Source organism: Mucilaginibacter corticis, from assembly GCF_007558865.1.
Classification (GTDB): Bacteria; Bacteroidota; Bacteroidia; order Sphingobacteriales; family Sphingobacteriaceae; genus Mucilaginibacter; species Mucilaginibacter corticis.
Window position 1 is genome coordinate 213,004 of the sequence record NZ_VLPK01000005.1, and the last position, 13,379, is coordinate 226,382.

Genomic DNA, 13,379 nt, shown 5'->3' on the forward strand with positions numbered 1-13,379 from the left:
TAGTGTATAATTTAATATATCATCCATTTAGGGCGAATGACATTGTTTGGTTTATTATTAAAGGCTACCTGGCCGTATCTTTATGACCTGAGATAGCATAAAAGCATATATAAACATAACAAGGCAGCATACAAATTAAAAATGCCAGTTGTGTTGGTATTGACTTAGCTAAAGCAGCGTATATCTGCGGTAACACAGCACCACCTGCTATACCCATGATCAGCAAAGCTGAACCCAATTTAGTGTATTTACCAAGTCCTTTAATAGCCAACGGAAATATTGCGGGCCACATTAATGAATTTGCAAAACCAAGCAATGCAATAAATACAATACTTAAATAACCATGTGTAAGATATGCTGCAATACTGAACAAGATACCAACAATGGCCGAGATCATTAAAGCTTTTTCCTGGCTGATGTATTTAGGTATGGTTGCAATGCCAATGATGTAACCTATTACCATTGATGCAAGCGTATATGATGTAAATATCTTGGTTTGGTCGAGGCTCATACCTAACGATTTTCCGTAAGTACCAATTACGTCTCCTGCCATAACTTCAACCCCTACATATAAAAATAAACAGAGTACTCCAAGGTTAAGATTACGGTATTTGAATATACTGCTTTTTGAAGCTAAGACTGCCCCATCTTCATTTACGTGATCTTTTTCGGTATTTATCTCTGGTAGTGACGAATATTTGATCAATAATGCCAAAGTGATCAATACAATAGCAATAATCACGTAAGGTAATATTACCCTTGCGGCCAACTGGCTTAATAAAGCTTCTTTTTGCGTAGCATCTGTAATGGTCTTTAACTGATTTTCAATCCCCTGTGCACCTTTCAAAACCAATGCACTTAATATCAACGGGCTAAGTGCTCCTGCTGCTTTATTGCAGATGCCCATAATACTGATACGTTGGGCGGCGCTTTCAATCGGCCCCACAATAGCAATGTAAGGGTTTGATGCTGTTTGCAATAATGATAAGCCCATACCCTGAACAAACAAGCCTATAAGAAATAACGGGAATGTACGGGTATTAGCGGCAGGTATAAATATTAACGCCCCTATGGCCATTACAAATAATCCCAGTGACATGCCATTTTTAAAGCCTGTTCTTTTTAGTATGTGCGACGATGGTATCGACAAAAAGAAATAAGCCATATAAAAAGCTGAAGTTACCAAAAGGGCCTGCGACGTATTAAGCTGACAGGCTAACTGTAAAAATGGAATAAGCGTTCCGTTTAACCAGGTTACAAAACCAAAAACAAAGAATAATGAACCAATAATTACAATTGGGTTTAGTGCTTTTTTAACTTGTTGAGTTGAGAGTTGGGCTGTTGTCATTTAAATTGTAAGCTATTTTTTAATTAAAGTACCCTAATATATTCAAACTAATTTTAAATATGGCTTATCAGGGGTACATTAACCCGTATCAAACCAATGTTTTTGGCTGATACGGGTTAAATATGATGAGATGTTACAATTTTACTTGTAAAAAGCCTGATGCAGCTGTATTATTTGCAGGGATAGAACCTAATTGCGCATAACCGGATGTGCTTTCCACAATACAGAAATTGATAGCGCTTTTTAACGTTCCAAGTTTATCTTTCTTAATAGAAAACTCTATTGCATTTTTACCGCTTACACTTTTAATAGCCGAGTAATGTAACACATCGGCAATGTCAAATATGGGCGAGAATGAAAAGGCTGCAGGGTCACCTGTGTGAGTATACAAACTCCCCCAGCCGCCAACTAAGCTGCCTTCAAATAAAAATTCGGCACCTGATCCTAAAGGATATTGTCCGGTTGTAAAGCCTGTTTTAGGATTATTATCGGCATCAATATACATATCAATAATGGCAAATTGCATATCCGGCGTACCTTCCAGGTAAAAGTTAATATCAGTTGGCGATGCAAAGGTTTTTATACCAAGCAAAGTGCCCCCATTCGTAAGATCGGTGTTTGTGAACGAATAATCAACATATTGCCAATCGGTAAAGTCGCCATCAATTTTGATATTGGGGCCTATTATACTAACCGTATCGGTAAACGTACTTACCGTTGAGCCCTGTTTTGCCGTTAGTGTAACCAGGAAATCTCCCTTACTTTTAAAAATATGCTGCGGCGATTTTTTTGTTGATGTTTCGCCACTATTATCTCCAAAATTCCAACTGTATTCTGAAGCGTTTCTTGAAAAATTGGTAAAATTAACGTTAAACCCGTCGGCAACGTAACTAAACACAGCCTTGGTGCCGCTGCCCTGGTCATTTTTCTTACAGGCGCTTATGCAGAGCATAATTAGCGCTGCGCAGCATAGATATGTAATATTTTTTTTCATCGTTTTTAATATTTTAAAGATTTACATAATTTTTAAAGTCGATTTCAGATCATTCATTCCGCCGTTATCCTGAACCCAGGTGCCCACATTAGCCAACCTGATAGCATACTCTACCCTACTTTTTAAGCCGGGTGCCTGGTCAGCAATACGCATATAAAGTGAATAGGTACCTGCAGGTATGCCACTCAGACTAACAGATTCATCAAGCTTAACAGTTGCTGCCGGTTTTACTCCGCGGATATCATACGCAAGCGGAGCTTCGTAATAAGTGCCGGTAGTTGTATTTTTTAAGATAATGCTGGTTGTTTTCTTATTGTAAAGCGGCGCATAACCCACGTTAGTAATATTTATGCCCAGTTTTAAACTTCCGTTTACGGTAGCCTGAGCGGGTAACACCGCATTAACCAGCGCGAGGCGATAACCCAGGTTTCTGACAAACTCATCAAAACAACCTGACGTTTTCCAGCCGCTTAATGTCGGTTGATAATAGTCCATGTTCAAATAGGTCCATCTTAACAATTTCATTTGGGTACGCCCCTGGTCGCAGCTGCTTGAATAGCCACCAAGCGGCGGACAAGTTTCGCCACCTACAGGCACATACAAAGCTTCGTCACTGATGTATTGTTTCTCAAGGGTCGCGTTTACATAAGTACCGTAATCATCGTCGCTTGATAAAAAGCAGTCGTTATGCTGCCCTACCCGGGCAATATCGGTGCCTGAATATCCTTGTGCTGCTGTGATAGCTACAGCAGTACCAAATACTTGTTGCTTTTGTAACGGCGTACGTACCTGTACCATGATATCTGCCGGCACTACACTTAACAATTTTGTAAGTATTGTTTTTTCGTTATTAGCAGTAGCTAAGCCATTAGTCGAGTCATGCCATTCGCCATAGTCACCAATAAAACCTGCCTGAACAAAAGCTATCACATCTTTATTAGCCTCGAAAACGGGCTTTAGCTGGTCCATATGCTGTTCAACTATAGCAAGTGAGGCATCGCTATCTGTTTCTGTGTAAGCAAAGCGTACAACGCCTTTAAGGCCCGCATTACGGATAGTATTCAGATCTGTTTGAATAAAATTAAGATAGGTTTGATCAATTGCTTTGTTTTTATAGTCTGACAGATAAAAAACCCTTACTATAAGCGTTGTATTTTGATTTACACGAAAAGTATTTAATGATACAGGGTCCAGAGGTGTATTTGTAGTATATGTTTTTGTAAATCCCCGCTCCGGATTTGGGAATATATCTGTTGACAGGTCAAACTTAACGCCATCATCCGTTGTAACTACCGGAGGGTTATTGGTACTACCACCGCCGCTGCTTTTTTTACAGGCCACAAATATTCCGCAGCATAGCAAAACAACTAATGCACCAGCCCCAATCAGTTTATTAAAATTCTTAATCTTCATCATCTTATAGTTTTAAGTTTTCTAATTATAATCACTTAAAGCAATCTTAATTATAGCCGGGGTTTTGAATAAATTTGCCTTTACCCTCGGCAACACGTGCCTGAGAAAAAGGATATAAAACTTTATATTCATTGGTCAAGGTTGAATGTTTAACCTCCTGGCAGCGTGATATAAATTTGCCCATACGAATCTCGTCTGCCCTGTATTGCCCATTTTCGCACCAAAATTCATGACTTCTTTCCAAAAGGATCAGATCATTGAACTGTGATAATGAACTGTATTGAGCCAATGGTTTTGCCTGCAGACCTGCCCTTTGCCTGATTGTTGTCACCAAGTCCATAGCTTCCTGGTTAGGGCCTGAAATGTTGGCAACAGCTTCTGCTTTTGATAATAGTACGTCAGCATAACGGTACATGATGATGTCAACTGTTGTCAAACCGGTAGTACGGGCTGCATCCTGGTTTATCTTTAGTGGTATAGGGCCATAGTTGATAAGTGTCCCCGGATTGCCCCTGTTATACGTAATACCATCACTGCCGGTAAACTCAGTTATCAGCATAGTTTTACGTTTATCATTGCTTTCAAAGCTATCGTAGAAATACCATGTGCTTTGTATAGTGCCAAAACCGCCTTTAGGGGCAAATACAGCAGGAAGCACCATCAACTGCCATTGGTTTTCGCTTGTGCCTGCATAATCACATGGTATTGCCCAAATCACTTCTTTACTGTTTTTGGCACCTTCAAGGTCCCACATACCTACATAATTAGGATCAATGGTGTAATAACCATATGCAATGATATCATTACAAAGCGTCAACACCTCAGCCCAGTTCTTTTCATGAAGGTCAAGCCTGATCTGGATCATTTTTGCCAGTGCTTTATTAAATCTGCCATATTCGGCTTCTGCCGGTGAAGGCAGATCGGCCGCTGCGGCAACCAGGTCGGCTTTTATATAATCAACCATTTCCTGGTTTGATAAACGGGCAAGGGTTACTTCCTTTAACGGATTTTGTAAAACGTCAAGCGGTGCAATTACAAGCGGTCCATACAAATCAAATAAGGTATAAGCTAAAAGCCCGCGTGCGCAGCGCACTTCTGCAATAGCTTTCTTTTTCACCTCATCAGTCACAGTTGATTTTTGTATCTGGTCAATCGTAAGTGTCATTTGGCTTATCTTATTATAATAATCATCATAATAATGAGTAAAAGCAGCATCTTTTGGCAGGTAGCTTTGCAGTGTTGCTGTATTTTGGTCGCCATAAGGTCCCCACAGTATTTCTGTAGTAGCGTCCGACAAAAACATTTCACCTCTTTCTGAGGTGGAAAAAATACCATTACTATATGATCCTCTTAGCGGGTAATAGGCTGCATTAACCAAAGCTTCAATATCCGCAGCTGTTTTGGGGAAGATACTTGGGTTGATGTCTGAATAATCAAGAGTTTTAAGGTTTTTCGTACAACTGCTTAGCAGTACTGCAACCGACGCAATTATTAATCTATATCTTTTCATCTTTATATCTAATTAAAATGTAACGTTTACACCAGCTAAAAATGACCGTATGTTTGGATAAGCAGCTGTATATGAATCTGTTTCAGGATCAACCCCTTTATATGGTGTTATCACAAACATATTCTGGCCATCTATATGGAAACGGATCGAAGAAATTGTTCCTTTTGCCCATTTAACTGGGATATCATATCCCAATGAAACGTTTTGCAGCCTGATGAACCAGGCATTCTCTACAAAGAAATTACCTACTGGGTATGGAGAAAATCCATAAAATGAACTTGGTTGCGAGTTAGTTGGGTTTGTTGGTGTCCACCTGTTTTTAACGGTTTTTAAAGCATTGTAGCCATTTGAGTAGATACCGTAAGCGCTTACACCATAAGATACATAATTAGGATCTTCCATTGAACGGCCAAACAATCCGTTAAAATCAAAATTAAGCGAGAAACGTTTATAGGTAAAAATATTGGTGATGCCCGCCATTGCGCTTGGGTCTGTGGAACCAAATAATTTTTCATCCGCATCGTCAATTATACCATCAGGTTTACCTGTTCTTAAAAACCTGCCGTTAGCATCAACAACCGGGTGACCTGCAGCATCGCGCACGTAGCCATTAATGTCTTTAATTTTTATCATACCCGGTAATAACAACGGTTGTGAAACAGGCGCTTTTTCTCCGATCTGTAAAATACCGTCAGATACATAATTATAATTTGCCCTAAGAGGATCATTGGGGCTTTGATAAACAAATGGTTTCCAATCAGGTGAACGCTCTTTCCAGTTGTTTTTAACTGTCGAAAAAGTATATAAAGTTCTCCATTGGAAATTATCTGTTTTAATATTACGGACATTGATGCTTACCTCAATACCTTTACCTAATGTTTTACCAACATTGTATATTACGGTATTTACCTCCTGATATGAATTAAGGTTTTTAACATCCAAGAGATCCGACACGACGTTCCGGAATACTTCTATAGATCCGTCAACTTTGCCATTAAATAGTGAATAATCTAAGCCCAGGTTTATGCTACTTGTAGTTTCCCATTTAAGGTCAGGATTTTCAAGTCTATATAAAGAAACACCTATAAGCCTGGTATCTGAACCCGATAACCATGCTGGATAAGAGCCATAGGCCGCGAAAGCGTTGGCATACTGTGAAAAACTTTTTCCAATATTGGCATTACCGGTTTGTCCGTAACTAAGCCTAAGCTTAAGTTGCGATACCGTATTTTTAATTTTAGAAAAGAATGATTCTTCGGCTACATTCCAGGCAACCGCGGCTGATGGAAAAGTACCCCATTTGTGATTTCTTGCAAAAATACTGGCACCATCCGAGCGAAGGGTTGCAGTAAAATAATACCGGCTATCGAAATTATAATTTAAACGTCCAAAATAAGATGCTATTTCACTACTGGAGCCTGAAGAGGTGGGGGTCTGGATGTTTGCTCCTGCACTTAAATTATTCCAAAGAAAACCATCTGTGATAAAACCTGTGGCACCGGCTGTATTACTCTGATCGTTGAATTTTTGCTTAGAAGCCCCCCCGAGTAACTCAAAGTTATGTAAATGTGCGATGGTCTTTTTATAAGTTGCAGTTGCTTCCAATAAATAATTATCACTATTTTCATCGCCTATAAAAGCACGGCCACCTTCTAATGCACCTTGTATGGTTGATGTGGGTATATAGCTTTCTCTTAAAGTATATCCATGATCAACCCCGGCTTTTAGGCGGATAACCAAGTCTTTCATCGGCGTAATATCAAGATAAGTATTTAGCAACATCCTATCTATTCTACCCTTATCTGTGATAGTAAGTAATGAATAGGGGTTTGGTTGTAACACTAATTGCGGATTGATGGGATAGTTACCATCTTCATCAATTGCCTGGATATGCGGTCCCTGCTGAATGGCGGCCCTGATAACACCCGAGTTTTCGTACTGATCGCCACCTAATTGGCTGTTTAAATTATCAATACGGCTGGCCGTTAAATTCACACTGAATTTAAATATTTTGCTTAGCTCCTGGTCAAGATTTGCACGTAAGCTATAACGGTTTAAACCAGAGTTCTTAATAACGCCATCCTGGTTATAATAATTGGCAGATATAAAATATTTTGTTGCTTTAGTACCACCTGAAATAGAAACATTTTGCTGCAAAGTTGTCCCATTACGTGTAACCAAACCTATCCAATCCGTTCCGCCCCCCACATTATCAATTGCTTTTTGCGTGTAGAGCTTACGGTAAGGTTGCACTCCGCTTGCAATAACTTCAGACGCTATTGCAGTTCCGTATGGCGCTATGTGATTATCGAAATTCCACTGTTCCTGGCCTTGTTCGTTCCGTACCTGCATCCATTGATCTAATGGCAACACATCAAACGGGTTTTTAAATTTCTGATAGGTATAATTTACATCATAACTGACTTTGGCTTTACCTTCTGAACCGTGTTTAGTAGTTATTAAAACAACCCCGTTAGCCGCACGCGAGCCATATATTGCTGTCGCGCTCGCGTCTTTCAGCACCTCTACTGATTCAATATCATTCGGATTAAACGAGGCTAAAAAACTTTGCGTACCGGCGTTATACCTGCCACCTGTTTCTGGTTGCTGTAATTCAGAAATCAAAAAACCATCAACAACATATAAAGGTTCTGAATTACCATATACCGAACCACCATAACCGCGTACCAAAATATCTAAACCACCGCCCGGCTGTGCGCTGTTTTGCCTGATGGTTACACCTGCCAATTTACCTTTTAGCATGTTACCTATTTCAGGACCTTGCTCAAGCACCAGGTCACTTGTTTTTACGGTTGAAACAGCGCCGGTGAGGTCTTTCTTCTTTTGTGTACCGTAACCAATTACCACAACCTCATTAAGGCCAGTATTTGATTCTTCAAGGGTAACATCTAAAGCGGCATCACCAATAACCGGGATCTCCTTAGTAGTAAAGCCAATCAGCCTGATCACTAAAACATCACCAACTTTAGCCGTAATGGAAAAGTTTCCTTTTACATCGGTAGTAGTACCTGTTGTACCGTTTTTAATGGATACAGTAACACCGGGAAGTGGCTCCCCTTTTGCATCGGTAACTGTTCCGCTGATGGGACCCTGCCAGCGTTCATCAGCTACGCTCCTTACTTTGCCTTCAGCCATTGCGGGGAGATACTGCAAGTTTAAAAGCAATATCGCCGCAAAAAAGAGCTTCATTTTGTGTAAAAAATTGTTATACATACTTGGTTTTTTAGGTGGTACAGTAAAAATTAATTCATTAATTATTTGATAGTTGTGTATTTATTCCAGTTGAAATATTTTGCGCAGTTACGGTATCTGTAATTATCTGTCGCAACTTCGGGCTTTGTTCATGCAATTTTGTAAATAAACTAAATTGTGCTTTAGCCCGCACCAGGTTGTGCTCCGGATAGGCTATTTTAAAGTAAGTGTCATCTTGAAGGTAATCGGTTAAAAATCTTACCCCCTGCATATAAGGCAGCAATAGCATACCCCATGAAAGTGATTCAATTTCTTTCTCTGTAAGAAAATTTCCGGTTGTTTTAATATATCCTTCTGTGTATGCAGTGAATAAATCAGTATTAACCTGTATTTTTTCAATATCGGCCTCGTCTTCGGCTGCGGTATTGGTAATTGTCCTGATGGCGTCACCAAAATCATAAGCGACGTAACCGGTCATAACCGTATCCAGGTCTATCACACAAATAGCTTTATCATCGGCATCAAGCAATACATTGTTTAGTTTAGTATCATTATGGGTAATTCGCTTGGGTATTAAACCGGCTCGCCCCCATTGATTTATGGTACACATATCTTTTTCATGCCGGGTAATAATTTCTATCTCAATAGCTACATCCGCAAGTCGTTTAACTTTGTCCGCCTGCACCGCCTCATGAAAATCTTTAAGTCTTTTCTCGATATTATGAAAATCAACAATTGTTTCTGATAGTAATGCCGGATCCATATCCGACAACATTGATTGAAAACGACCAAATGCTATCCCAGCCTGATAAGCCTGCTGTGCTGTTTCTGCAATATCATAACTCCTTGATCCCGGGATAAAAAGATAGAGCCGCCAGTAATTGCCATCAATATCTTTGTAAAAGGTATTTCCGTTTTTTGTATCAATAAGGCTTAATAACTTTTGATTGCTGTCCGGGCTAATTTTACCTTCAAGATGATCTGTTACCCTAGCGATGTTTTCCATCAAGCCAGTTACATCTTTAAACACATAATGATTGATGCGCTGCAGTAAATAATCAGGCTGAGTCGGGTTGCTATTTTTCAAAAGAAAAGTATCATTTATGTGCCCAGTACCATAATTGCGTACTTCGGCTATACTTCCTGTTACCTGAAACTTAAGCGCAATTGCGGCTATATCAAAATCATGTGTATTCATTAAAATATTTTGGTTGTTTGGCTGATATAAAAATATTATGTGTTCGTACACTTAAATACTAAATACCAGTTTGTTATATATTTCCTAAATATAGTGTGTTCGCACACACAAATGCAAATTAATTTTAAAAAAAAGTTAACATTAGGTAAAAATAATTCTCTTAATGATTGGAACAGGCACAATTTAATATCAAATTGAACTTAAAACCTTCACGTACCCGAACACATAAATAAATTTACACAGGTCTTTAAGTTTAAAACGGTAAGTATAGAGGTATTGCAAGGAAACAGGCGGTAGAGAACCACTGATTTAAAACAAAAGAGGCTACTGAAATTAATTTCAGTAGCCTCTTTTATTAATTTGACAATTATCAGGGCATTAATTATCTAAATACTGCTCAATATCTTTTATGATACTTTGAGCCAGTTCATCTGCGCGTTGCATCGAATCTGATTCGCTATAAATCCTGATCACCGGCTCTGTATTTGATTTGCGCAAGTGCACCCATTGTTTTTCGAATTCAATTTTCAACCCATCAATAGTACTGTAAGGCTGGTGTTGATATTTAGCTTCTACCCTTTTCAGCAAGCCATCTATATCCATACCCTCATTTAAAGTGATCTTATTTTTTGAGATATAATAAGCGGAATAATCTTGTCTTAAAGCAGAAATACTTTTCTTCGATTTAGCCAGGTGAGTTAAAAACAATGCAATACCCACAAGGGCGTCTCTGCCATAATGCAGCTCTGGATAAATAATTCCGCCGTTACCTTCACCGCCAATTACCGCGTTAACAGCTTTCATTTTTGTTACCACGTTAACTTCGCCAACAGCCGAAGCTTCGTAAGTTCCGCCTGAACTCTCGGTAACATCACGTAAAGCACGCGTTGATGACAGGTTTGAAACCGAATTACCAGGCGTATGCTTTAATACATAATCGGCTACTGCCACCAATGTGTACTCTTCGCCAAACATAGTACCATCTTCATTTACAAAGCATAAGCGGTCAACATCAGGGTCTACAACAATTCCTAAATCAGCTTTTACTTCTAAAACCTTGTCTGAAATAGCAGTAAGATTTTCAGGTAAGGGTTCAGGGTTATGCGGAAACTCTCCGTTTGGCGTACAGTATAATTCCTCAATTTGAGTTACACCCAAAGCCTTAAGTAATGGTGGTAAAAAGATCCCGCCTGTTGAATTTACACAATCAATAACCACTTTAAAATCAGCTGATTTAATTGCAATAATATCTACCAACGGCAGGGCTAATATTTTATCGATATGTTTTTGCAGGTAAGAGTCATCATTGATTACGTTACCTAGTTTATCTACCTCAGCAAATTGCCATTCAGTATATTCTGCAAGTTCAAGCACTTTTTTTCCTTCGTCGTCATTAATGAACTCACCTTTAAAATTGAGCAGTTTTAGCGCATTCCATTGTTTAGGATTATGGCTGGCGGTGATGATAATCCCCCCTCCGGCTTGTTCAGCTGGCACCGCGATCTCCACAGTAGGTGTAGTTGATAAACCGAGATCCACGACATTGATACCCATTCCGATCAATGTGCCGATTACGAGGTGATTTACCATTTGGCCCGAGATCCGTGCATCGCGACCTATAACTATTTTATGGTTACCGGTAGTTTCAATAACCCAACGACCGTAAGCCGCGGTATACTTTACAATATCTGAAGGTGTAAGCCCGTTACCTGCTTTACCACCTATGGTACCTCTGATTCCTGAAATTGATTTTATTAGTGTCATAGTTACAGGATATCATTAAGTTTAAATCTTACAAATGCTTCCATCGCTTCATATTCAGCAAGGCCAAGCTGGTTATAAATACGCGCGGTTTCGCTGGTACGGTCTTCTGCCCTTACCCAAAATTCTCTTGCGTCATCACCTGGAAAAACAGGTCTGTCTTTTTGTGATTGGTGTTTAAAAATAGCTTCGCGTTTACGCTCTACTTCTTTTGGCGATAATGGTACACACATTTCAATTTCATAGGTTTCAAACTCATGCCATGCGCCGCGGTATAGCCAAAGCCAGCAATCTTTTACCCACTCTTCGGTTTTACCAAGACGCTGTAATGATTCATGCAAAATGTCGAAACATGTTTTATGGGTTCCGTGCGGGTCGGCAAAATCACCTGCCGAATAGATCTGATGTGGTTTAACTTGTTGCAGAAGCGCCATAGTTTGTAGGATATCATCCTCATATGATATTTCCCTGCTCACTTTGCGCCTATCATAAAACGGTAGGTTTTGAAAATGAATATGCGCATCGTCAAGGCCTACAAACCGGGCGCCTGCTATAGCTTCACCTTTGCGAATTAAACCTTTTATGGTTTCAATTTCCTGCGGATCTCTTTGATTGGGTTGCTTTGCCTGCAGGAAACCACGCATGTTCCTGTAAATATCTTCAAGCTTTTTATCTTCCAAATTTTGAGACCGAGAAAAGTCGATAGCGAACTCAACAAAACGTAGCGCATCATCATCCCACACTGCGGTGTTGCCTGATGTCTGATAAGCTACGTGTACATCATGCCCCTGATCAGCAAGACGAATAAATGTGCCGCCCATTGAGATCACATCATCATCAGGGTGTGGTGAAAACACAATAGCGCGTTTTCTTGCCGGTTCTGCCCTTTCGGGGCGCTGACTATCGTCCGCATTGGGTTTCCCCCCCGGCCAGCCGGTTATAGTATGCTGAAGTTTATTAAATATATGAATATTGATGTTGTATACCGGCCCTTTTTCAGTTGCCAATTGAGCCATACCGTGATTGTTATAATCATCATCAGTTAGCTTTAAAATAGGCTTATTAAGCGTTTTAGCCAACCATACAACCGCTTTTTTAATTAATTGCTCATCCCACACACAATCTTTTACCAGCCATGGGGTATCAAAACGGGTAAGAGCTGATGCTGCATCAGTGTCCAATACAAATTCTACGTGATCTGAATGTTGCAGGTAAGTTGCCGGTATATCAGCAGATATCTCACCTTCTACCGCTTTTTTTATGATTTCGGCCTTCTTGGCATTCCATGCCATCAAAATAATCTCACGGGCCTTAAATATGGTACCTATGCCCATCGTTATGGCTTTGACAGGCACATTGGCCTTACCACCAAAATCATAAGCCGCGTCACTGCGGGTAAGCTCATCTAATGACACCAAACGCGTTCCTGAATTTGGTGCAGACCCCGGTTCGTTAAACCCAATATGGCCGGTACGGCCTATGCCTAATATCTGGAGATCCAATCCACCGTAAGCAGTGATTTTTTTTTCATAATCCAGGCAAAAAGCTGTTATATCATCCTGTTTTAACGCCCCGTCAGGGATATGAACATTTTCCGGATCAATATCTACGTGACTAAACAAATGCTTATACATAAACACATTATAACTTTGCAACGTGTCCGGGCTCATGGGATAATATTCATCCAGATTAAAAGTGACCACATTTTTAAAACTCAACCCCTCTTCGCGATACAGGCGCACCAATTCATTATAAACCGCAATTGGTGTCACACCTGTTGCCAGGCCAAGTATCGTGTTTTCGCCTTTTTGTGTCTTTTGTTTGATAATGGTAGCAATACGTTGTGCTACAGTTTTTGACGCTGTAAGCATGTCAGGATAAACTTTGACGGGCAGTTTTTCAAATCGTGTTTCTTCTAAAAGATTTAAGCGTGGCATAGTTT

Annotated in this window: 8 protein-coding genes; all 8 read right to left on the bottom strand. The window is 39.8% G+C overall.

What is annotated here, in order from left to right; translation table 11 throughout:
* Positions 1 to 64: 64 nt before the first annotated feature.
* The gene (locus FO440_RS21635; protein WP_144250398.1) at positions 65 to 1,348 is read right to left on the bottom strand and encodes a sugar MFS transporter; all 1,284 of its coding nucleotides are present in this window, start codon (positions 1,346 to 1,348) and stop codon (positions 65 to 67) included.
* Between the two features lie 133 nt (positions 1,349 to 1,481).
* Positions 1,482 to 2,342, bottom strand: a complete 861-nt coding sequence (locus FO440_RS21640; RefSeq protein ID WP_144250399.1) for a PKD domain-containing protein — start codon at positions 2,340 to 2,342, stop codon at positions 1,482 to 1,484.
* A 21-nt stretch (positions 2,343 to 2,363) separates the two neighbouring features.
* Positions 2,364 to 3,758, bottom strand: coding sequence for a DUF4832 domain-containing protein (locus tag FO440_RS21645; RefSeq protein WP_144250400.1), 1,395 nt, complete (start codon positions 3,756 to 3,758; stop codon positions 2,364 to 2,366).
* A 43-nt stretch (positions 3,759 to 3,801) separates the two neighbouring features.
* Positions 3,802 to 5,265, bottom strand: coding sequence for a RagB/SusD family nutrient uptake outer membrane protein (locus tag FO440_RS21650; RefSeq protein ID WP_144250401.1), 1,464 nt, complete (start codon positions 5,263 to 5,265; stop codon positions 3,802 to 3,804).
* Between the two features lie 12 nt (positions 5,266 to 5,277).
* Positions 5,278 to 8,475: a SusC/RagA family TonB-linked outer membrane protein gene (locus tag FO440_RS21655; protein WP_186292748.1), complete on the bottom strand. Its 3,198-nt coding sequence runs from the start codon at positions 8,473 to 8,475 to the stop codon at positions 5,278 to 5,280.
* A gap of 61 nt (positions 8,476 to 8,536) precedes the next feature.
* Entirely contained in the window at positions 8,537 to 9,676 is a 1,140-nt protein-coding gene (locus FO440_RS21660; protein WP_144250403.1) for a phosphotransferase enzyme family protein, read from the bottom strand.
* Between the two features lie 378 nt (positions 9,677 to 10,054).
* On the bottom strand, positions 10,055 to 11,440 hold the full coding sequence (gene glmM, locus FO440_RS21665) for a phosphoglucosamine mutase (protein ID WP_144250404.1): 1,386 nt from the start codon (positions 11,438 to 11,440) through the stop codon (positions 10,055 to 10,057).
* A gap of 2 nt (positions 11,441 to 11,442) precedes the next feature.
* Positions 11,443 to 13,374, bottom strand: coding sequence for a glucosamine-6-phosphate deaminase (gene nagB / locus FO440_RS21670; RefSeq protein WP_144250405.1), 1,932 nt, complete (start codon positions 13,372 to 13,374; stop codon positions 11,443 to 11,445).
* Positions 13,375 to 13,379: the final 5 nt, after the last annotated feature.

Excerpts from the sequence above, each read along its gene's own strand:
- FO440_RS21635 (WP_144250398.1), bottom strand. The coding sequence starts at position 1,348 with ATGACAACAGCCCAACTCTCAACTCAACAAGTTAAAAAAGCACTAAAC.
- FO440_RS21660 (WP_144250403.1), bottom strand. The coding sequence starts at position 9,676 with ATGAATACACATGATTTTGATATAGCCGCAATTGCGCTTAAGTTTCAG.
- glmM (WP_144250404.1), bottom strand. The coding sequence starts at position 11,440 with ATGACACTAATAAAATCAATTTCAGGAATCAGAGGTACCATAGGTGGT.
- FO440_RS21640 (WP_144250399.1), bottom strand. The coding sequence starts at position 2,342 with ATGAAAAAAAATATTACATATCTATGCTGCGCAGCGCTAATTATGCTC.
- nagB (WP_144250405.1), bottom strand. The coding sequence starts at position 13,374 with ATGCCACGCTTAAATCTTTTAGAAGAAACACGATTTGAAAAACTGCCC.
- FO440_RS21650 (WP_144250401.1), bottom strand. The coding sequence starts at position 5,265 with ATGAAAAGATATAGATTAATAATTGCGTCGGTTGCAGTACTGCTAAGC.
- FO440_RS21645 (WP_144250400.1), bottom strand. The coding sequence starts at position 3,758 with ATGATGAAGATTAAGAATTTTAATAAACTGATTGGGGCTGGTGCATTA.
- FO440_RS21655 (WP_186292748.1), bottom strand. The coding sequence starts at position 8,475 with ATGAAGCTCTTTTTTGCGGCGATATTGCTTTTAAACTTGCAGTATCTC.